Raw genomic sequence first — 20,680 nt, 5'->3', positions numbered from 1 at the left:
GCCGGGTCACTGCTCGCTTTCGCGCAGTGCTTCGGCGAGACGTTCGATATGCTCGGGGCCGATGCCGCAGCAACCGCCGATCAGCGACGCGCCCGCAGCGGCCCATTCGCGTGCGAAGGCGAGGTAGCCATCGGGTTCGAGATCGCCGCGCAGTGCGCTCAATCCGGTGTTCGCGGCGCGGCGCTGACGCTCGGGTTCGAACGCATTGGCGTAGACACCGAGCGCGAGCGTCGGGCCGGCATGTTTGCGCGCTTCGAGTACGGCGGATTTCATGATTTCGGCCTGGCTGCAATTGAAGAGCAGCGCCTGGGCGTTCAACGCCCGCGCGGTATCGACCGCTGCGCTCACGCTTTCTCCCGAGCGCAGCCGCGCGGGTGCATGGCCCGCGGCAATCGCAGGCACGTCGTCCGCGTCGTCGAGCGTGAAGGAGAGCCAGAGCGGTCGCGTGTCGTCGCCCAATGCGGTGCGGATCGCGCGTGCTTCGGCTGTCGAGCCGAGCGTTTCACCGAGCCACAGATCGACGTGCGGCGCGAGCCCGTTGATGAGCGTATCGAGCAACGGCGCGGCGCGCCTGGCGTCGAACAGATCGGGGCGATAGGAGCCGAACAGCGGTGGCAAGGAGCCCGCGACCTGCACGGGGCTCGCGCTGTTGGCGACCGCATCGCGCGCGAGCCGGCCCGCGCGGTCGGCAAGTTCCTGCCCATGCTGTGCGAAGCGCTCCTCGCCAATATGAAACGGCACGACGGCGTAGGAGTTGGTCGTCACGACATCGGCACCCGCGCGCACGAATGCCTCATGGGCGGCGCGCACATAGTGGGGCGCTTCAATCAGCGCCAGCGCCGACCATTCGGGTTGTTTGAACGGCGCGCCCATGCGCAATAATTCGCGGCCCATGCCGCCGTCAAGAATGCGGATCATCTCTCGTTACCTCCGAGCGGCGATCATACGGCCCCCTCGTTCCGTCCCCAACCAGTAAATGACGATATCGTTATTCCAAACAGAATCACGTGCAATCGTTCAAGGGGCGCGCTTCACGACGCCGTTCGCGCGTTCGCGGCAAGCTGGCGGAGGTCGACAAGGGGCGATCATCGAACACAGGTGCCCGAGTCACGCGCTGCAGGTGGCTGTACGTGGCATTCGTGATCGACGTGTTCGCCCGCGTATTGTTGGCTGGCGCGTCCGCTCGCCGTTGACCGCTGCCAGCGCTGCCTTCGCTTTGAACGCTGCGGAGTGCGTCCGTCGGGTTCTCTTCGTGATGTCCTCGATTCCTTTGCCAGCATCATCACTGGCTCAGGCCCCGGACCAACCACTTATCCGACTGTCCCAATTGGCGCGCCCACCGCTCACTGCACCGAAACCCGATTGTTAATGGCGGCGCAGCTTCGGTTGTTGTACGTACTCGGTGCCGTGCCTCACGGCTACCGGATCGGCTCAACAACGCCAAGCCTTGGCGGATTGTTCAGGGCCGACTCAATACTCCAGCCCGCCGACAATTTGACAGTCCCGCAAGTCGGCTACTCATTGACTCGTTGCGACGGCTCGGTCAGCTTCTCCATAGCGCAATTCCCCGGTATCGCCGCTCCGGAAAAAGCCTTTCTGACAAAAATCGTCGAATCTGGCGCCGATCCCAGCACCGTACCGGAGTGATCGAGATCGGGGTAGAAATGAAATTCGACGCGATTTCCAGCTGCGCAAGCCCGTTTGGCTAGTGCGATCTGGCCTGGAACGGAAACAGCGCGGTCCTTGCCGCCGGTTCCAAAGAAAATCGGAATGTTGGTCTTGATTTCAGGGTAGGCGCCCAGATCGGATATTGCGGAAAACACGTCCTTGGGGTCAGTCTTGAAGCTCCCGTCAAAGGTTGCCTTAGTTCGAACAATTTCGCTTTGGAGGTCAAGCACACAATGATCCTCGGCAAACTTAAAAATCTTAAGCCCTTGTTCATTGAGGTAGTTTTCCGGACGATACGCGACATTTAGGAGTCTGGCGGATTGCAACTGATAGAGATCGAAGGCAAAGGCGGTATTGACGCTCTTGCGCGAGGTCGCCAGAGTGTCATCGGAGGCCCCTTCGTTCGAGTCCCAGAGATAGTCGGGCGTGCCGGTCGCGACCACTCCGGCGATATCGAGGTTCGGCGAGTACGACGCTGCGTACAGCGCGCTCGCGAAAGCTGCTCGCGCGCCTTGGGATTGTCCAACGACGACCGTCTTCTTCGAAATGTGAAAGCCGTGCTCAGCTACCGCCCGAACGCTGTCCAGCACACTGTACGCAAGCGAACGGGTTCCCGCATATGGATGCAGTCCTTCGGTTCCTAGTCCCGGGTAGTCGGTTGCGACGATCGCGTACCCCCTATCCAGCCAATGATCCAGATAGTCGCGATCCCGACGACTGCGGCCCGAGTACGATGGCGCGCAAATGTCTGCAGTCCCTACGGTGCCGTGAGCCCAGGCGATCAGCGGCCATCCGCCGGGGGGCGGATGGCCCTTTGGGAGATACAGCGCGCCAGACACCACGACTGGTGTGTGACCGTCAACGCCGTCGGTCGACGCATATAGCAGGCGGACGCTCGCGCCCGCCTTGGAAAGGCGTTGTTCAGCCGTCAGCGGCTCGGTCCGCAGAAGTCGGCCGGGCACCGAAGGAATGTCGTCGCTCCATCTATAGAATGCCGGGATGCTACCGCTGGGTGCGAATTCGCCGGCACGGGGCGCCGCAGGGTTCAAAAATATTGCTGCGACGACGATATGGAAAATCTTTGGAATTTTCATCATGTTTTTCAATTTAGTCCAACGCCATCCACTTGATAAAGCCCGCACACCATCAAACATACGAAAATTTAAATCACATAAAATCGATTCAAATTTCATATAAAAATAGCAAAATTGATCAATATTGATGGCTTAATTCTCACTTAACCCCATTTCCATTGATCACCGCACACCATTATTTTCACTTAATTTCATTTCGCCTACAATCAAGAAGATCTTGCTTGACCATAAAGAAAATATTGTGCCTGTCGAACGCCATTCGATCAGTCCCGTAATGTGTCAGGAGCGTTCGATGCGCCCCACTGCGTCGTTGCCGGCGCAGTCATAATTGCCTTCGATGTCACCCTGTCCTTGGGTAGCGCGACGCTTTGGAGTCCTATCACATAGTCATGAGATTGGGCATGAAGAAACGATTCACCTAAGAGCAGATCATTGGTTTTTTGCGCGAGGCAGAGGCCGGCTTGCCGATCAAGGCGCTCTGCCGTCAGCACGGATTTTCCGAGGCGAGCGACTACCTGTGGCGCAGCAAGTTAGGCGGAGTGAGCGTGTCTGACGCGAAACGCCTGAAAGAGCGCGAGGCGAAAAACAACCGGCTGAAGAAGTTGCTCGCAGAATCGATGCACCAGAGAAATCGGACGGCCGCTTCATTACTTAAACCTTTCGCAATCCTATCCACGCACCCGCGCTCGTCAAACACTGTCATTTCCGCTGTCTACGGTGGGCTATCGTACTTTCTCCCCCAATCCGTACGGCTATGCTCCCGACCGGGATAGCCCGCAGGCAAGCAGCGGGCGTCCGGACCCGGGCCCGCTGCCTTTCGCCGATCAGCCCCCATTACTCGAATCGACTCCAGTCAATCAGCAGGCCAAATCGTTATCATGAGCGGGATACGACCGTACCATCGGCTTTGGGCTGTGACCTTCGTGATCGCCGCGGCAAGCGAGGTCTTGTCCGGTGCGCTCCGGTACTACCTGTCGGCCGCGGGTATCGCGTCGCTCAACTATCTGCCGAAGGTGATGATGGTGGGCTGCATCGCCGTCGCGCTGCTGCGGCGCCCCCGCCCCATGCATCTGATCGTCGCCTGCTACATCGCCGCGGAGACCTGCGTGGCGCTTGCCAACGGCGTTGGGCTCGCCGCGACAGGCTTCTGGATCTGGACTGTGTCGCCGATGCTGTTCGCGGCGCTCACGCCACCGGAAGCGCTCGAAGCACTCGAATATCCGCGCATGCTGGGGGCATTGATCGCCGTTGCGGCGCTATGCAACGCCGGGGTGATCATCAATACCTTCACCCGCATGCCGTGGGCCGGCGGCAGCATCGACATCGACGGCGTGAGCGTGCAGATCGCGGTCAACACCTATGTCGGCACCGCGACGCGACTGGCCGGATTCGGCCGAAGCAGCGCCACGACCGGACTGATGATCGGCCTGATGACGGTCTGGCTGCTGCCCCGGCTGCGCGCGCCGCTCGCGATCGCCGCGCTGCTGACGGTCTCGGCGATCGGGATCTGGGACACCACCAACAAGACGACGCTCATTGCGCTTGCGATCGTCGTCGGCTTCCATTACCTGATGCGCCCGCACGCGCTCAAGCGCGCTTGCGCGTGGATCACCATGCTGATCGTCGTGCTGCCGTTCGCGGGCTGGGTCGCGTCGCTGTCGACCAACGCCGGAATGACCGATTCCACGCTGCTGGCGTCGATGCAGGACCGCGTCATCAACACTTGGCCCCAACTGCTCGAAGGATTGCTGCGCGAACACCTGATCTGGTTTGGCATCGGGCCGGGCGGCTTCGGCTCGGCCACCGCGTATTACGTCGGCGACTTCGGCTTCAACGTCGGCTGGTCGGACAATGCCGCCCTTCTCATGATTGCCACGCTCGGCGTGATCGGCACCGCGATGTCCTTGTTCGCCTTCGCCCACTACGTGCTCGCGAGCCGCTCGACCGACACGCGCGCATGGCTGATGCTGTCGTTCCTGCTGTTGAGCGGCATCACCACCGACATCTACGAAACGCTCGGCTGCCTGCTGTTCTTCGGCATCACGGTGCGCATGCTCACGCTAAGCCCGGCGCAAGCCGACGCGGATCGTACCGTCTACTCCGTGCCGGCCGCGCCCCGCATCGCGCCGCTCTGGCGCTAACTCCGGATTCGCGATGCTCTCCCCACCCCGCTCCCTCGTTCGCCGAACCGTCCGCTGCCGCCTGCTGCTCGCGGCCGCGCTCGCGAGCGCGGCGCTCGTCGCGGCCGGCGCGGTGCACGCGGCGGCCGTCGTGGTCGTTCCCGGTGCGGCGTCGTCCTATGTCGACCTGCCGCGCTTCGAAGCCTCCCGCGCCAATACCGGCATCGCGATCCACGACATCGACGATCCGGGCCTGCTCGACGCGGTGCGCGACGCGGGATTCTCGTTCGTCCGCACCGACCTGTTCTGGGAGGCGGTCGAGACACCGGCCGGCTGGGATTTCTCGAAGTACGACGCGCTCGTCGCGAACCTGGCCGAGCGCGGGCTCGGCGCGCTGTTCATCCTCGGCTACCAGCATCCGCTGCACAGTCCCAGACAGCCGCCCACCACCCCCGCGCAACTGGCGGCGTTCCACGCGTATGTGTCCCAGTCGGCGCTGCGCTACCGGCACGACGCAGTGCGCTTCGAAGTTTGGAACGAGCAGAATCACCCGACCTACTGGCTTGCCGCGCCGTCAGCCGCCGGCTACCGGAACCTGCTGAAAACCGCCGTGCAGGCGATCAGACAGACCAATCCCGCCGCCCAGGTTGCGATGGGCGGCGTCCAGCAGATCGATCGATCGTTCATCCGCGCGGTGGGCGACATCAGCGCCGGCGCCCGGTACGCGCCGGACGCGGTCAGCGTGCATCCGTACCGGCAAGGCAATCCCGAAACGGCGCTGGACGACTATCGCGCGCTCCGCCGTGACCTGTCTGCCTATCGGCGGGTGCCGGAGATCTGGGCGACCGAGTGGTCGTATCCGAGCGTCGGCTACGCGTACGTCTCCGATCTCGCCGACGGCCACGCGCCGCGCGCGCGGGCCCGGCAGGCCACCTACGCGGCGCGCCGGCTGCTGGTCGACTGGATCGCGCAACTCGGGCTGAGCGCCTACTACGACATCCGCGACGATGGCCCAGACCCGAAGAACATGGAGCACAACTTCGGCCTGCTGGATGCGCAGGGCGAGCCGCTGCCCGCGTATGTCGCGGTGAAACGGCTGTTCGCGTTCACCGCGCACGCGGCGCGCGCCGCCTATCGGATGGATCCGGCCGGCCGCTATATCGTGCTGAGGCTGAGCAACGGCGCGGCGACCCGCTATGTGGTCTGGTGCTACGGCCAGGGCAACGCCGTCACCGTGGATCTGTCGCGCCTGCCGCCCGCCGAAGCGGCCGCGACCGACCTGTACGGCACACCACGCGCCGCGCACGATGGCCTCGTGACGTTGCGCGAGGACCAGGGGCCGCTCTACATCGGGCCGGACGGCTAGCGCCGCTCGCGGCCAACATACCTACATCTAAAACATCGCGGCAGTCGTCATGATTGCCGCACTGGGCAGGACTGGAAATGAATCTGAATGCGCAACGGATGCCGGCAACCCAGGCGACGCAGCGGGACGACGGGCTGTCGAGCCTGTGGTGGAGCACGGTCCGGTATCGCTGGTGGATCGCGTCGATTGTCGCCGCGTTCACGCTGCTCGGCACGATCTACGCGCTGGTCGCGACGCCGCAGTACCGGGCGGAGGCGCTGCTGCGCATCCAGACCAAACCCGGCGCGGCGATCAGCGCGCTGTCGGACGTATCGGGCACGATCTCGGCCGGCCCTTCCGCGAATGACGAAAGCGAGATCCTGACGTCCCGCTCGATCGTCCTTGAGGCCATCGAGCAGACCGGCGTGGGCTACGACATCCGCACCGAAAGTCATTTCCCGCTGATCGGCCGCCTGCTGGCATCGCGCCACGCCAACGACGACACACTCGCCGCGCCGCTACTCGGCCTGAGCAGCTATGCGTGGGGCGGCGAGGCGCTGAAGCTCGGCGTGTTCTCGATCCCCGACGACGCGCTCGGCGAACCGTTCAGGCTCGTTGCCGAAGACGGCGGGCGATGGACGCTGCGAGACAAGGCGGGGCATCCGCTCGCGCAGGGCGCGCTGGGCCAGACGGTACCGTTCCACATGAACCTGGCCGGCACGGAGCAGGCCGGCGAGATCCGCGTCGACACGCTGCGGGCGCGGCCCGGCATCGCCTTCTCGGTGCGCAAGGAGCCGGAGCAGCTCGCTTACGACGACGTGTCGAAGCACCTGAAAACCCTGGTGACGAACCGCGATTCGACGCTCGAGGAGCCGTCGATGATGCGGCTCAGCTACCAGTCCGACACCGCCCGGCATGCCGAACAGATGGTCAACGCGATCGTCGCCATCTATCTGCGGCGCGACCTCGCGTTCCGCACCGACAAGGCGCGCCGCAATCTCGATTCGCTGCGTGCCCGCCTGCCCAACCTGAAGAAGGATCTGCAGAAGGCCGAGGACGCGCTCAACCGCTACCGCACCACGACCGGCACGATCGACGTCGATCAGCAAGGCGCGGCGCTGATCGCACGCCTCAACACCCTCGCCGAACACGAGATCGTGCTGCAGCTTGCGCTCGGCACCGTCCGGGAACGCTTCCTGCCGGCGAGTCGCGAATACCAGACGGTGATGTCGCAACTGAAGTTGGTGAAGGGCGAGATTCGCGACACCACGGCGGCGGCCGGCAAGCTGCCCACCGTGCAGCGCGAATACGTCCGCCTGTCGCGCGACGTGGCGGTCGCCACGCAACTCTATACGAGCGTGCTGACCAATTCGCAGCAGCTGGACATCGCGGTGGCCAGCACCGCGCCGGGTGTCAGCGTCGTCGACTGGGCCGCCGCGCCGTACCGTCCGACCTGGCCGCGACGCGGCCTCGTGGTGCTCGGCTCAATGCTGGGCGGACTGTTCGTCGCGCTCGCCCTCACCCATCTGCTGGCCCGCTATCGCCGCGAGCTGTACTCGCCGCTTGCGCTCGCCACGCTGTCCGAGCGCCCCTGCGTGGCCGTCGTCGCGGCCTCGCCCGCGCTGCGTGACCAGCGCCGCGCGCGGTACACCGGGCCGCGCCTGCCGGATCATCTGCTCGCCGCCAGCCTGCCACACGATCCCAGTATCGAATCGCTGCGCGCGCTGCGCACCAACCTGAAAGCCGCATTCTCGAAGCGCCGTCGAGGCGGCGCCGGCAAGGTCCTGCTGTTCACCGGGCCGACCGCGAACGTCGGCTGCAGCTTCATGGCGTCGAACCTGGCCTATCTGCTGGCCGAGGTGCATGCGCGCGTGCTGCTGGTCGACGCCAACCTGCGCGACCGCGCGCCGGCGACGGCGCGCGAATCGGCCGGCCTCGCGGACGTGCTGGCCGGCACCGTGCCGCTCGACGCGGCCATTGCGCCGCTCGACAAGAGCCGGCTGTCGATCCTCGGGCCGGGCACGGCAGACGAGGTCAACCCAGGCGAACTGTTCGAACGGCCTGCCTTCCGCGAACTGCTGGCGGCGCTGCGCGCGCGCTACGATTTCGTGATCGTCGACGCGCCGCCCGTGCTCCCCTACAGCGACACGCTCAGCATCGCCTCGGAGCTGCGCGACATGATCCTGCTGGTGTCGCGCGCCGGCCTGACCCGCGCGCCGGAACTCGAAGCCGCGCTGCATCGGCTTGCGAGCGTCGGCGCGAGCGTGGCCGGACACGTGTTCAACGCCGACACGGACACGTCCGCGCAAGGCGCCGATCCGACATGGCGCGCGCGACTGCTCGGCTTGACCAGGCAGCACGCGTCGTTCGGCGGAAAGGTCTGGGCCGCGACGAAGGGACAGGCGCTCGCGCTGACGAAAAAGACCGTGACCGGCGTGTCGCGCAACTTAATGCCTGGAGAGGAATTGGGACGGAGTGGGCCGCAGCGGCCCACGGCGCGACGCCCTCATCGTGGCGCTCGCGCATTGCCTCCAACCCTGAGCGAATCGCCGACCCGAAAGCGCTGATACCACGCGATCGTGCATCAAAGCGCGAACGCATCGATGATTTTGTCTGAGATGATAGAAATCCTAATGAAATGTCACATAGAATGTGCACCGTTTTCAGACCGGAATTTCATCGATGAAGCATTTCGCCGACTTGACGGACGCGGGTGCCGCGACCCTGCGTTCGACCTTGAGCACGGTACTGCTGGCGAGTCTCCTCGCCGCATGCGGCGGAGGCGATGGAGGCAGTGCCGGCCCGGTGGTCGCATCGCCCGCCGCCACGCCGACGCTCGTTCCCGTTCCGGGTCATTCGTCCGGCCCTTCGCCGTCGAGCGATACGCATACGCCGACGCCAACCGCAACCGCTACGCCAACCGCAACGCCTGCGCCTGCGCCAACCCCAACGCCTGCTCCTGCTCCTGCTCCTGCTCCTGCTCCTGCTCCTGCTCCTGCTCCTGCTCCTGCTCCTGCTCCTGCTCCTGCGCCTAACCCCACCACCTCGACCCTGCCGTTCTTCGGCGTGAACGGCCACTACGTGCAGGGCGGTATCTACGCATCCACCCCGTTCGCGACGCAAGCCGCGTCGATCACCCAACTCGGTGCCGGACTCTACCGGCAGGACGTGTACCTGCCCGCGCATATCGACATGCTGGTCAATACCGTCATCCCCGGCCTCGGCTCGAAAGTCACGGTGCTGCCGATGATCGAGGCCTATCCGTGGGACGATCCATCGCTGAAGGGGAAAGCGCCGACCGAGGCCAGCGCCTACGCGTATGCGTACACGCTATCCGTCTATGCCGCGCAAAAGCTCGCGGGCATCCCCCTCGTGGAATTCGGTAACGAATACGACAGCGATCCGCACAACGCGGTGATCAAGGGCGACGGCCTGAATCCCTCGGATTTCGACAACTCGACCTTTCCGATCTACCGCGGCGCGTTGCGCGGCGCGCTCGACGGCTGGCGCTCGGTGGACACGCAGCACAAGACGATGTTGATCGCGAACGCGTCGACTGGCTGGCTCAATTTCGGTTTTCTCGACGCGTTGATGACAGGCGTTCAGCCGGACGGCTCGACCGGCCACCCGAAAATCACGCCCGATGCGATTCAGTGGCACTGGTATTCGAACGGCGGCGATTTCGAGAACGCGGTCGCCAAGACCGGCGGCACCTACAACGTGCTGGCGCGCCTCAAGGCGACCTACAACCTACCGATCGTGTTCACCGAGCTGGGTGTCGACACCGACAACACCGATGCGCAGGCAGCCGCCTATATCGCGAAGACGGTACCCGAGATGGTGGCCGCGAAGGCGGCCTACAACGTGATCGGCTTCGCGTGGTACGAACTCTACGACTACAAGAACACCACGTTCGGATTGCTCAATGCGAGCGGTGCCCCGAAACCGCGCTATGCCACCTTGCAATCGGCCATCGCGACCAGCACCAAGGCTCTCCAGTGATGCGCGTGTGCCACACGGCTGACGCCAGCCGCGCGAGGATCCGCAGGGCCGGGCCGATCCGCTCGACGTCATGGAACGCGAGCCGCGTCCGGCCGCCGAACGTCGCCGGCGCGGCGAGCCCGAACATCGCCGCCGCGTCGTCACCGAGCAGGCTGGGCGCGACGTAGACGGGCAATGCGTGTGATGCCATTTGTGAAGCCGATACAGGGCGCGGTTTCAATTGCAGGGGCATCGTCCGGTCCAACACCCGTGGGGCGCCGAAACCACTTTCCAAGGCGTTTCCCTGCGACCGGGGAAACAGGCTGCTTTCGTTTGCGCGAAAGCCACCCGTGGACGTCTGCGAGCGGCGCCGGATTGGAGCAGCCCTCGTCAAAACCTTTTCGAGCCTCATCAAACTTGTAGTCGTGTCGCCATCCTTCAATCGTTTGATGCGCAATCTCCGGATAACCACTTCCTTCCTGACGCCACGCCGTAAGGAAGCGCTCTGCATCAACTTCAATCACCGCCCTGCCGGAGCATCGTTCCGAGATCCTCATCCAAACCTCACCGTGTTCCGGGGTTGGGATGCGAAACAAGGCGAAGCGTTCCAACTGGACCCTTGTTTCCAGATGGAAAATGTGTTCATCCGCTTTGAAATATCTGTGCTTGCAATCGATGAGGCCGTCACGCCTGGAGCTGCCCCTCAGCTCCTTGTGGATACTGCCTGCTGCCGCGACGGCGACGCAGGCCGAACAAGCTGCCGTCGTCAACGTCGAACTTTGCGCCGGATTCCCTGGTGTTGGCATCGTCGCTACGGCGCCGCTACTCGGCGCGCGCTCGCCCCGTCCGCGCTGCTCCATGAGCGGCGCATCCAGGGCACCTAAATGGGCCCCAATCGTTTCCCCGTGGACCTGCCGAACCTCGTGGACTTTTATCTGCGAGACCGGCTCGAACTCGATGCGATGATCTCGCAACGGATCACCGAAGGCTTCGAGGCCATGCGCCACGGCGAACTGGCGCGCTCCGTGATCGTGTTCGACCCGTGAGCGGCGGCGCGGCAAACCGGACGTCGCATTTCCGGGCGGAGTGCTAGGATTTCGCGTTGCGGCGCGCGACCCGTGCGCGCCGAACCCGTCCACGCTTCAACCCGCTCATGCGAATGCTCACGAGATCCTTTCTGATCGCCCTCGCGCTGGCCTGCTCCTGTGCCCGCGCCGCCCCGTTCCAGTCCAACGTCACGGTGCTCTCCAACGACATCGCCTACGACATCCACGCCGACGGCACCTTCACGAAGCAGGTGTCGGAAACCTATCGCATCAACACCGACCAGGGTGTGAAGAACGACAGCCAGATGCCGCTGCGCTACAGCACGTCGCTGGAAACGCTCGACGTCGAGGAGGCGTACACGACCACGCCGCAGGGCGAACGCCTCGACGTCGCGCCCGACAAGATCATCGTGCAGCAGAGCCGCGAAAGCGCGGCCGCGCCGATGTTCGACGACGGCAAGGTCAAGACCGTGGTGTTTCCGCGCGTCGAGATCGGCTCGGTCCTGACACTGCGCACCCGCAGAACCCAGAAACAGGCGCTGTTTCCGAACCAGTTCAGCGCGTCCGAGTACTTCAGCAACGAGGTCGCGCGCACCGCGACGCACATCACGGTGCGCGCGCCGGCGTCCGTGCCGCTGCGCGCGGAGGCGATCGGCCTGACGGGCGGCCGCGTGAACGACGGCGACGGCGCGCTCCAGCAGTGGCGCTGGTCGCTGCCCGACACGCCCGCGCGCGCGCCGGAACTCGGTTCCGTGAGCATCGGCGACTACAGCCCGCGCCTCGCGCTCACCACCTTCCCGGATTTCGCGGCCGTCGGCGCGGCGTACCAGCAGCGCGCGGCGTCCAAGGCGGCCGTCACGCCGGCCGTGCGCGAACTGGCCGAACGCCTCACGCAGGGCGTGAGCGAGCCGCGCGCGCAGGCGGAAATCCTCTACAACTGGGTCAGCGCGCATATCCGCTACGTCGCGATCTATCTCGACTTCGGCGGCGTGGTGCCGCACGACGCCGACGCGATCCTCCATTCCGGGTACGGCGACTGCAAGGACCACGTGACCGTCCTGCAGGCGCTGCTCGCCGCGAAGGGCATCGCGAGCAGCGCGGTGCTCGTGAACGCCGACAGCACCTACTGGCTGCCGAGCGTCCCCGCGCCGCTCGCCGTGTTCGATCACGCGATCACCTACCTGCCGGACTTCGACCTGTTCGTCGACTCGACGGCCTCCTTCGCCCGCTTCGGCACGCTGCCGTCGAGCGAACTCGGCAAGCCCGCGCTGATCACCGACGCACCCGGCGGCGCGCGCATCGTGACGCTGCCGCTCGGCACGCCGGACAACGCGCGCACCCGGGTCACGACGCGCGTGTCGATCGACCGCGACGGCAACGCGCGCGGCGCGGCGACGATCGACAACTCGGGCGTGCTCGACTACTCCGCGCGCCAGCTGTTCGCGTCGCTGCCGCCCGGCGTCGAACCCCAGGTCGCGAACCGGATCCTGACGCTGACCGGCCAGAGCGGCACCGGCAGCTACCAGCACGGCGACCCGCGCGACCTCACGCGACCGTTCAACTACGCGACCGCGTTCAAGCTGCCCGACTACACGCCGTTCCCCGGCCCCGGCGCGATGCAGGTGCCGCTCGGTCTCGGCAGCTTCAGCAGCATCGCCTCCGCGTTCGACCAGTGCGAGCTGGATACGCGCAACTACGCGATCCCCGTCACCGGCCAGCGCGTGGCGGAAACCACCGTCATCACGCTGCCCGACGGCATCCGGATCACCCACGTGCCGAAGCCGGCCCGGGTCGTGTCGCCGCTCGGCCGCTATTCCTCCGGCTACCGGATCGAGGGTCGCACGGTCACCGTGACGCGCGAGCTGGACATCACGCCGTCCGGGCCGCTCGTCGGGCCCGATCGCTACCCGGCGTTCAAGCAGTTGGCGACGCAGGTCAAGCGCGACCTGCGCAATCAGCTGGTGTACGAGCCGAGCCGGTGAGCGGAGCGCCCGTCGAGCGGCTGCGGCCGCGCGACGGGCGCCGACATGCACGGATAAATCGCAAGCGCCCTCAATGACATGAGCTTGCAGATGGTCAACGCATCGTGCCCGGACGCGGAGTCCGTCACCCATCGCGAATTCATTGCGTCGCGGCTGGGCACGGCGCTGATCGATTTCACGAATCCTCTCTATGCGCGGCATCCCGATCCGAGCCTTCGGAACTCCCGTGACTTCAGAACCCTGGCCGCCCGCCAAGGCAGCCGGCCCGCATCGATGGCGGCGGGTGTCGGCGAATCGAAGATTCGCTTCGTTGGGTTCGTTGCAATAAATCAGTATATAAAATTGTCCAGTTGTAACGTGACAACTTTATCCTCCCAATAAAATTGTCGCGTCCCACCCCAAGGGGCATTGCGCCGCCCACCCACCCCGCGATGCGGTCATGATGCCGCCTGCGCTCCCGCCCGTCGGCAGGATCACTCCGTCGATCATTAACTACGCAGTAGTAATATTTCATCGCTTCGTAAGTTTTTAGTATGGATCCACGTTGCTACGATGCGTTCACACATCGAGTCCCGCTCGCTCGATCCGCATCGCACAACCCGGAGATCTCCATGAAATCGCTCGCCTACGCCTTTGCCGCTGCCGTCGCACTGACCGTGTCGTATGGCGCGTCGGCCCAGTCGACGCCGCTGACGCGAGAGCAGGTCCGCGCGGAACTGGTCCAACTCGAACAGGCAGGCTACAAGCCGGAGGTGGCGGACCCGTACTATCCGCGCGCGCTGCAGGTCGCCCGGACACGCGTGGCGACGACCGACACCACCGGCTATGGCGCGCAAGCCGCGCCCGTGGTGCAAACAGGTCGCGCGACGAGCGCCGCGCCGAATGATTCCAACGCGGCCCGCACCGGTCAATAACAGGATTCAAGCGCGCGAGGGCACCCTGCCCCGCGCGCCATTCGCGAACGGGAAGTTGTCCTCGACGCCGTCCGTCAGCTGATCGCGCGCGGCGCAAAATCGTTGTGTGCGCAACGAACTTTCCCGTCAACCGTCGACTTGCAGTTCACCACTGCGGAGCGGCCGTCAGTTGCATTGAGCACGTCCAGTACGTTCTCGACGCGCGCGAGGCATATCTCGCCGCCTTCGGTCCATGGCAAACGTCGTGGCCCCGGTTCAGCAACCGCGCACCCAGGCATGCGTCGAATGCGTTGACACGCGCAACCATGCGCCGGGACTCACCTTCCCTCGTAGTCCCACGAACACCCGGATCGTTTTCAAATAATCGCTTAATCTCGATTCCTATTTTCGTGACGCACGATTCACATCGATTGCCTGCGTCGGATGACGCGGCCTTGCAAAGCGTATGAACCGCGCACGTCGATGCACAGCTTTGATCATGTTCGTTTAATTGCCTCGATGAGCCCGCTGCAATGCCAGAGAATCCTGCGGCTCGACCGGTGTGCACATTGATGTTCAGCGCCGCGAGGAGAGGCGAGGCCAATCGGCAAATCGGCAAATCGGCTGTGCGGCCGCCTGTCAATTTAGCCGCGAATACGCGTGCCTGCGCGGCCACGATACGACGTTGGCCGGATCACCAATCTGGTTCAAACGGCACCAGGCGGCCCGGTACACGCATGCGATGCGCGCCGCGCCCACGCTGCCCCACGGATTCACCGCCCCCCTCGGGATCGGCACGCGGCGTTCGCCCTGTCCATCGTCGGTACGCATGGCGGAAACTGCGCGGCTCGCTGTAGCCGAGGCGCTCCGCGATTGCCGCGACCGTCAGCGCGCGATCGCGCAACAATCGGATCGCCTCCTCGCGCCGCACCTCGTCCAGCAACGACTGAAACGTCACGCCGTCCTTGTCGAGCCGACGGCGCAGCGTGCGTTCCGTCATGTGCAGCGCGCTTGCGAGCGAGGTCATCGACTTGAAGCGCGCCAGGTCGCGTCCCATCAACTCCTTTGCGCGCCCGGCGAACCGCTCGCCGATCGATGCAGCCCACTGCCGCTCAAGCGCGTCGCACTGGCTATGCAGCGCATTGAAGCTGACCTCGTTCGCAAAACGCGGCGTCTCCGTGCCGTCGACGGTCGTGAACACAAGACTGTTTTCGCAGGCATTGAATCGCACCCGGCAGCCGAAGTGATCCACATACTCCGCGCCGTTGCGCGGCGTACGCCGCGCGAGATGCAAGTGCGCCGGCCAGACCGGTTTGCCGACGAGATCGGATACGATCACTCGCAGGCTCGACAAACACATGTCGGTCTGGAATATCTCGATATCGGGATCACCGCTGTACCGGCCGATCGTCACGCTCACGCCATCCGGGCGCGCCTGGACGCTGACGTCGAAATACAAGCCCATGAACAGCGGAAACCGGCTCATGCATGTGAGCGCCTGCATGACGGACCCGCTGATCAACATCGCATAGCCCGCCAGGCCGAGCGTCGACACCTGGAGCCGATTGCCGATCGACAAGCCGATCGACGCGACGCCGCTGCGCCGCAGCAGGTTCCTGAAGCAATGCTGCTCCTGCGCACGATTCACGCGCAGGTCCGGGGATGCGACTTCGTCCGCGCCGAGCCCCGTCCCCTCCAGTACGGCCGCACGCTCGATCTGACGCACGCGGCATTCGTCCAGAACGACCGCTATCGCGTGGACGGTGGCAGGAATGTCTTCCTGGCGTCCGCTCGGGCGGGCGAGGCCGAGCGCCGAACGCAGGCGGTGTTCGGCACTGCTTTGCTGTCGAGTGAGCCTGCTGACCATGGGTTCGGATATCGCGGCGGGTTCGCGTAGAACATAGCCGGAATGGCCGCGGCGCGCCAGTGCGGTACGCCCGTGTGACAGGCCGATGCGTCCGGAAATATCCCTCGATTACGTCCGCTTTTCTCATTCGTCCTCGAATTTTTGGCGCACCACACTTTCCTCGAATCGTGCAACGCAAGCGTTGCCGACCGAACGAGCGTTGCAGCCATGAGCGCGATCCGCGCGAGGACAGCATGAGAGACGACAGGTCACGTCGGTGGGTATCGAGCATCGCGACAGGCACAGCGCAGCAGCGCACGCCCGGCAGCGGACCGGCTCATCCCTCTCTGCTCGGTCTCTCCACCCTGGTGATCTTCGGCCTGGCCTACATGTTGCCGATGACGGTGTTTACCACCTACGGGCTCGTCACCCGCACGACGAACGGTCATCTCACGATCGCGTATGCGGTCACGCTGATCGCCATGCTGCTTACCGCGCGCAGCTACGGCCACATGGTGCGGCTCATGCCGAGCGCCGGATCGGCCTATACGTTTGCCAGCCGCGGCTTCGGCACCGCGGCGGGGTTCATGGTCGGCTGGGCACTGCTGATGGACTACCTCTTCATCCCGATGATCAGCTACCTCGTCATCGGCATCTACATGAAGCAACTGTTCCCCGTCGTGCCGTCCAGCGTGTGGATCGTGGCGAGCATCGCCTGCGTCACCGGGCTGAACATCATCGGCATCCGGCTCGTCAATCGCGTCAACCTGATCCTGATCGTCGGTCAGCTCGTCTTCATCGCGGTCTTTCTCGTCGCCTCGGCACGCTTCGCGGCCGGCCAGGCGCCGACGCTGCCAAGTGTGCTGCCCGGCGCGGGCGATGCCCGCGCGGTCTTGGCCGGGTCCGCGATCCTGTGCCTGTCCTTTCTCGGCTTCGACGCCGTGTCGACATTATCGGAGGAGACGCACGAGCCGCGCCGCACCGTCCCGCGCGCCATCCTCCTCTGCACGCTGCTGAGCGGCCTGCTGTTCATGCTGATCGCCTATGCGGGGCACATCGTCTTTCCCGACTGGCGCGCCTTCAAGGATCTCGATTCCGCCAGCCTCGAACTGATGCAGCGGATCGGCGGCGGCGCGCTGTCTGCGCTCTTCGTCGCGGTCTACGTGGCCGGCTGCTTCGCAAGTGCGATGGCCGGGCAGGCCAGCGTGACGCGCGTGCTGTTCGCGATGGGACGCGATCAGGTGCTGCCGGAGCGCGTGTTCGGGCACCGGCATGCGCGGCTGCGCACGCCGGTGCGCGCCACGCTCGCGGTCGGCGCCGTGTCGCTGTCGGCGCTGTTCATCACGCTCGATCTCGCGTCCACCATGATCAGTTTCGGCGCGCTCGTCGCGTTCGCGGTCGTGAACCTGTGCGTGATGCGCTGCCATCTCGCGCGAGCGGAACACCGCCATCCCGCCGGCTGGATCACGTTCGGCCTGCTCCCCGCCATGGGCTTCGCGATGAATGTCTGGCTCTGGTCCGGCCTGTCGCGCCAGACCTTCTATGTCGGCGTCGGCTGGCTCGCGCTCGGACTTTGCCAGCTCGCGTGGCTGACCCGCGGCTTTACGCGCCCCGCCCCGACGCTGACGATGCATTGAACGACGGGTTGCCGAACCCGCTTTGCAACCACACTGGAGGCAGCATGAACAGTATCGACGTCAACTTCGAGGCGGATCTTCAGGCGCTGGGCAAGCGCCACCTGCTGATGCATTTCACGCACGCCGATGCCTACGGCGACCACCCGCTGACCCTATTCGAGCGCGGCGAAGGGTGCTGGCTCGTGGACCGGAACGGCCGACGCTACTTCGATGCGCTGGCTGGACTGTACTGCGTGCAGATCGGCTACAGCCACGGCGCGGAAATCGGCGACGCGGTCCGAGATCAGATGGTCCGGCTCCCGTTCGCGACCAACTGGGGCTACGGTCATGAGCCGGCGATCCGTCTCGCCCACGCGCTCGCGACGCTCGCGCCGGACGGTCTGAACCGCGTGTTCTTCACGTCGAGCGGATCCGAATCGAACGAAGCCGCGATCAAGCTGGTGCGCCAGTATCACCAGGCCCGTGGCGAACCGCAACGGCGCAAGTTCATCGCGCGCCGCGTCGCTTATCACGGGACCTCGTTCGGCGCGCTCGCGCTGAATGGGATGACGCACTTCCGCAAGCATTTCGAACCGCTGATGGCGGGGGTTCGGCACGTCGGCAATACCAAGCGCTACGGGCGCCCGGCCGCCGAGACGGAAGCGCAGTTTACGCGTCAGTTGCTCGACGAGATCGATTCGCTCATCGTTCAGGAAGGACCGGATACCGTCGCGGCGATCGTCGTCGAACCGCTGCAGAACGCGGGCGGCAGCCTGACGCCGCCGGACGGCTATGCCGAAGGCCTGCGCGCAATCTGCGACCGGCATGGCGTGCTGCTCGTCGCCGATGAAGTGATCTGCGGCTTCGGCCGGCTCGGCGAGTATTTCGGGTCGCGTCGCTATGGACTCAAGCCGGACCTGATGACGTTTGCAAAGGGCGTCGCTTCGGGCTATGTGCCACTCGGCGGCGTAATCGCGAGCGACAAGGTGATCGACACGGTTCTGACGGGACCACAGCGCATGTTCCTGCATGGCGCAACCTATGGCGGCCATCCGGTCGCCTGCGCCGCCGCGCTCGCGAACCTGGCGATCATGGAACGGGAAAGCGTGCTCGCGAACGTCCGCGAGAACACCGCATATTTCCGCCAGGCGCTCGAGGGTCTGCTCGCGCTGCCGTGCGTCGGCGACGTACGCGGCGACGGCTACCACCACTCGCTCGAACTCGTGACGGACAAGGAAGCGTGCCGCTGGACGGCACGCATGCCCGCCGCAACCTTCGTCTCGACGCTGCTCGCGCCCGCGATCCTCGACGCGGGGCTGCTGTGTCGCGCGGGCGTCGATCACGAAGGCACGCCGATCGTACAATTCGCACCGCCGCTCGTGATGACGCGCGCGGAAATCGCGTGGCTGATCGCGACGATCCGCGATCTCCTTTCCGACACCTATGCACGCGCGACGCGCTGAGCGCGGCCTCGACGCACCCTATCGACTCAGGAGCATGCGATGCGAACCTCGCAACACACCTATATCGACGGCCAGTGGAGCGACCCGGCCGAGATGCGGACGATCGACGTCATCGACCCGAGCACCGCGCGACCGTACGCCCGGCTCGGGATCGGAGGGGCAGCCGACGTCGAGCGCGCGGTCGGCGCGGCGCGGCAGGCGTTCGACACATTCTCACGCGAACCGATCGAGACGCGTCTCGCCCTGCTGCAACGCGTACTCCACGTCTACCAACGCCGCCACGACGAGGTCGCACGAACCATCAGCCAGGAGATGGGCGCGCCGCTCGCGTTCGCGCGAGCGATGCAGGCCGCCGTCGGCACCGCACACCTCGAGCAGACGATTCACGCCTTGCGTTCGTACCGCTTCAGCACGTGGACGGACTCGCTACTGGTCTCGCGCGAGCCGATCGGTGTGTGCGCCTTGATCACTCCGTGGAACTGGCCGATCAACCAGATCGTGTGCAAGGTCGCGCCCGCGCTCGCCACAGGCTGCACCATGGTGCTCAAGCCGAGCGAGATCGCGCCATTCAGCGCGATCCTGTTTGCGGAAATTCTGCATGAGGCCGGCGTCCCGCCCGGCGTGTTCAATCTCGTGCACGGAGACGGCCCTGGGGTCGGTGCCGCCCTGTCGCGGCATCCGGACGTCGACATGGTGTCGTTTACGGGCTCGACCCGCGCGGGCATCGAAGTCGCCAAAGCCGCCGCCGATACGGTGAAGCGCGTTCACCAGGAGTTGGGCAGCAAGAGCCCGAATCTCATCCTGCCCGACGCCGACATCGAGGATGCCGTCACGCACGGCACGCGCAGTTGCTTCAGCAACAGCGGCCAATCGTGCAATGCGCCGACGCGCATGCTGGTGCACGTGGATCACCTCGGTCGCGCGGAACAGGCTGCGCGCGACGAGGTTGCCCGGATGGTCGTCGGCGACCCGCGCGCACCGGACACCACGCTTGGACCGGTCGTCAGCCGCGCACAGTTCCAACGCGTCCAGCATTTCATCCAACTCGGGATCGACGAGGGCGCCACCCTGGTCGCGGGCGGTCCCGGGCGACCGTCCGGATTGAGCGAGGGATTTTACGTCCGCCCGACGGTGTTTTCCAACGTCACCCCAGACATGGGCATCGCGCGCGAGGAAATCTTCGGGCCGGTCCTGTCGATCATGACCTACCGATCCGAGGACGAGGCAGTCGCGCTTGCGAACGACTCGGTATACGGGCTCGCCGCCTACGTGCAATCGAAGGACGTCGAACACGCCCGCCGAATCGCGGCGCGGTTGCGCGTGGGGAACGTCCACATCAATTACCCGCCGTGGAACCCGGCAGCGCCGTTCGGCGGCTACAAGCGTTCGGGCAACGGGCGCGAATACGCCGAATTTGGTCTCGAGGCGTACCTGGAAACGAAAGCCACGACGGGGTATGCCTGAGCGACCGCCCCCTCCATGGCAGCAGCGCTGCGCTGCATCGCCGCCTGCCGAGGGGGCCGAGCGCGAGTCACACGCCAACACGGTCTTGTCGATGCGCTGATGCCGCACGCGCGAAGCGCAGTCGTCCACGGTTATCGCGAGGTTTGATCCATGCAAGGTCGA

General features: G+C 65.1%; 13 protein-coding genes and 4 pseudogenes. 12 read left to right on the top strand and 5 right to left on the bottom strand.

Annotated features, from left to right (window positions below; all coding sequences use genetic code 11):
* Positions 1 to 6: 6 nt before the first annotated feature.
* Complete coding sequence (locus tag Bsp3421_RS02815) at positions 7 to 918, bottom strand: homocysteine S-methyltransferase family protein (protein WP_273995292.1); 912 nt, start codon at positions 916 to 918, stop codon at positions 7 to 9.
* Positions 919 to 1,514: 596 nt separating this feature from the next.
* Entirely contained in the window at positions 1,515 to 2,861 is a 1,347-nt protein-coding gene (locus Bsp3421_RS02810; protein ID WP_273995290.1) for an alpha/beta fold hydrolase, read from the bottom strand.
* A 329-nt stretch (positions 2,862 to 3,190) separates the two neighbouring features.
* Between Bsp3421_RS02810 and Bsp3421_RS02805 the strand changes: the two are divergent.
* From Bsp3421_RS02805 to Bsp3421_RS02785, 5 genes and pseudogenes are all read left to right on the top strand, one after another.
* A pseudogene (locus Bsp3421_RS02805) lies at positions 3,191 to 3,418 on the top strand (transposase); the annotation flags it as partial.
* A 258-nt stretch (positions 3,419 to 3,676) separates the two neighbouring features.
* Positions 3,677 to 4,903 (top strand): hypothetical protein, encoded by a 1,227-nt coding sequence (locus Bsp3421_RS02800; protein ID WP_273995289.1) that lies wholly within the window; start codon positions 3,677 to 3,679, stop codon positions 4,901 to 4,903.
* Positions 4,904 to 4,916: 13 nt separating this feature from the next.
* Positions 4,917 to 6,248 (top strand): cellulase family glycosylhydrolase, encoded by a 1,332-nt coding sequence (locus Bsp3421_RS02795; RefSeq protein ID WP_273995288.1) that lies wholly within the window; start codon positions 4,917 to 4,919, stop codon positions 6,246 to 6,248.
* A 77-nt stretch (positions 6,249 to 6,325) separates the two neighbouring features.
* Positions 6,326 to 8,515: pseudogene (locus Bsp3421_RS02790) on the top strand (GNVR domain-containing protein); the annotation flags it as partial.
* 394 nt (positions 8,516 to 8,909) lie between these two features.
* Entirely contained in the window at positions 8,910 to 10,229 is a 1,320-nt protein-coding gene (locus Bsp3421_RS02785) for a beta-glucosidase (protein WP_443111408.1), read from the top strand.
* Here the strand turns inward: Bsp3421_RS02785 and Bsp3421_RS34215 are convergent.
* Both Bsp3421_RS34215 and Bsp3421_RS34210 read right to left on the bottom strand, forming a co-directional pair.
* Positions 10,150 to 10,404: pseudogene (locus Bsp3421_RS34215) on the bottom strand (hypothetical protein); the annotation flags it as partial. The gene Bsp3421_RS02785 and the pseudogene Bsp3421_RS34215 overlap by 80 nt on opposite strands.
* On the bottom strand, positions 10,370 to 10,765 hold the full coding sequence (locus Bsp3421_RS34210) for a plasmid fertility inhibition factor family protein (RefSeq protein ID WP_443111418.1): 396 nt from the start codon (positions 10,763 to 10,765) through the stop codon (positions 10,370 to 10,372). The gene Bsp3421_RS34210 and the pseudogene Bsp3421_RS34215, both read right to left, overlap by 35 nt.
* 297 nt (positions 10,766 to 11,062) lie before the next feature.
* On the opposite strand from Bsp3421_RS34210, the pseudogene Bsp3421_RS02770 reads away from it, so the two are divergent.
* The 4 genes and pseudogenes from Bsp3421_RS02770 to Bsp3421_RS02755 form a co-directional block, all read left to right on the top strand.
* Positions 11,063 to 11,254 (top strand): annotated as a pseudogene (locus Bsp3421_RS02770) (alcohol dehydrogenase); the annotation flags it as partial.
* Between the two features lie 113 nt (positions 11,255 to 11,367).
* Complete coding sequence (locus Bsp3421_RS02765; protein WP_273995286.1) at positions 11,368 to 13,236, top strand: DUF3857 domain-containing protein; 1,869 nt, start codon at positions 11,368 to 11,370, stop codon at positions 13,234 to 13,236.
* Between the two features lie 90 nt (positions 13,237 to 13,326).
* The gene (locus tag Bsp3421_RS02760; RefSeq protein WP_273995285.1) at positions 13,327 to 13,617 is read left to right on the top strand and encodes a hypothetical protein; all 291 of its coding nucleotides are present in this window, start codon (positions 13,327 to 13,329) and stop codon (positions 13,615 to 13,617) included.
* A 230-nt stretch (positions 13,618 to 13,847) separates the two neighbouring features.
* Positions 13,848 to 14,150, top strand: coding sequence for a DUF4148 domain-containing protein (locus Bsp3421_RS02755; protein WP_273995284.1), 303 nt, complete (start codon positions 13,848 to 13,850; stop codon positions 14,148 to 14,150).
* A gap of 673 nt (positions 14,151 to 14,823) precedes the next feature.
* Here the strand turns inward: Bsp3421_RS02755 and Bsp3421_RS02750 are convergent.
* Positions 14,824 to 15,996: an AraC family transcriptional regulator gene (locus Bsp3421_RS02750; RefSeq protein ID WP_273995283.1), complete on the bottom strand. Its 1,173-nt coding sequence runs from the start codon at positions 15,994 to 15,996 to the stop codon at positions 14,824 to 14,826.
* 233 nt (positions 15,997 to 16,229) lie between these two features.
* Between Bsp3421_RS02750 and Bsp3421_RS02745 the strand changes: the two genes are divergently transcribed.
* From Bsp3421_RS02745 to Bsp3421_RS02735, 3 genes are read left to right on the top strand one after another with little or no spacing between them, the layout of a single operon-like run.
* A complete protein-coding gene (locus tag Bsp3421_RS02745; protein WP_337995246.1) occupies positions 16,230 to 17,612 on the top strand; it encodes an APC family permease in 1,383 nt (460 codons plus the stop codon).
* 44 nt (positions 17,613 to 17,656) lie between these two features.
* Complete coding sequence (locus Bsp3421_RS02740) at positions 17,657 to 19,054, top strand: aspartate aminotransferase family protein (RefSeq protein WP_273995282.1); 1,398 nt, start codon at positions 17,657 to 17,659, stop codon at positions 19,052 to 19,054.
* Between the two features lie 39 nt (positions 19,055 to 19,093).
* On the top strand, positions 19,094 to 20,518 hold the full coding sequence (locus Bsp3421_RS02735) for an aldehyde dehydrogenase family protein (protein ID WP_273995280.1): 1,425 nt from the start codon (positions 19,094 to 19,096) through the stop codon (positions 20,516 to 20,518).
* Positions 20,519 to 20,680 lie beyond the last annotated feature (162 nt).

The sequence above is a fragment of the Burkholderia sp. FERM BP-3421 genome, assembly GCF_028657905.1.
GTDB lineage: Bacteria > Pseudomonadota > Gammaproteobacteria > Burkholderiales > Burkholderiaceae > Burkholderia.
Note: the sequence above shows the minus strand (reverse complement) of the source record. Positions and strands in the feature narration are given on the sequence as shown.

What these genes read in the sequence shown, in the direction of transcription:
- Bsp3421_RS02815 (WP_273995292.1), bottom strand. Translation starts at nt 918, where the DNA reads ATGATCCGCATTCTTGACGGCGGCATGGGCCGCGAATTATTGCGCATG.
- Bsp3421_RS02810 (WP_273995290.1), bottom strand. Translation starts at nt 2,861, where the DNA reads ATGAAATTTGAATCGATTTTATGTGATTTAAATTTTCGTATGTTTGAT.
- Bsp3421_RS02795 (WP_273995288.1), top strand. Translation starts at nt 4,917, where the DNA reads ATGCTCTCCCCACCCCGCTCCCTCGTTCGCCGAACCGTCCGCTGCCGC.
- Bsp3421_RS02785 (WP_443111408.1), top strand. Translation starts at nt 8,910, where the DNA reads ATGAAGCATTTCGCCGACTTGACGGACGCGGGTGCCGCGACCCTGCGT.
- Bsp3421_RS34210 (WP_443111418.1), bottom strand. Translation starts at nt 10,765, where the DNA reads ATGAGGATCTCGGAACGATGCTCCGGCAGGGCGGTGATTGAAGTTGAT.
- Bsp3421_RS02765 (WP_273995286.1), top strand. Translation starts at nt 11,368, where the DNA reads ATGCTCACGAGATCCTTTCTGATCGCCCTCGCGCTGGCCTGCTCCTGT.
- Bsp3421_RS02760 (WP_273995285.1), top strand. Translation starts at nt 13,327, where the DNA reads ATGGTCAACGCATCGTGCCCGGACGCGGAGTCCGTCACCCATCGCGAA.
- Bsp3421_RS02755 (WP_273995284.1), top strand. Translation starts at nt 13,848, where the DNA reads ATGAAATCGCTCGCCTACGCCTTTGCCGCTGCCGTCGCACTGACCGTG.
- Bsp3421_RS02750 (WP_273995283.1), bottom strand. Translation starts at nt 15,996, where the DNA reads ATGGTCAGCAGGCTCACTCGACAGCAAAGCAGTGCCGAACACCGCCTG.
- Bsp3421_RS02745 (WP_337995246.1), top strand. Translation starts at nt 16,230, where the DNA reads ATGAGAGACGACAGGTCACGTCGGTGGGTATCGAGCATCGCGACAGGC.
- Bsp3421_RS02740 (WP_273995282.1), top strand. Translation starts at nt 17,657, where the DNA reads ATGAACAGTATCGACGTCAACTTCGAGGCGGATCTTCAGGCGCTGGGC.
- Bsp3421_RS02735 (WP_273995280.1), top strand. Translation starts at nt 19,094, where the DNA reads ATGCGAACCTCGCAACACACCTATATCGACGGCCAGTGGAGCGACCCG.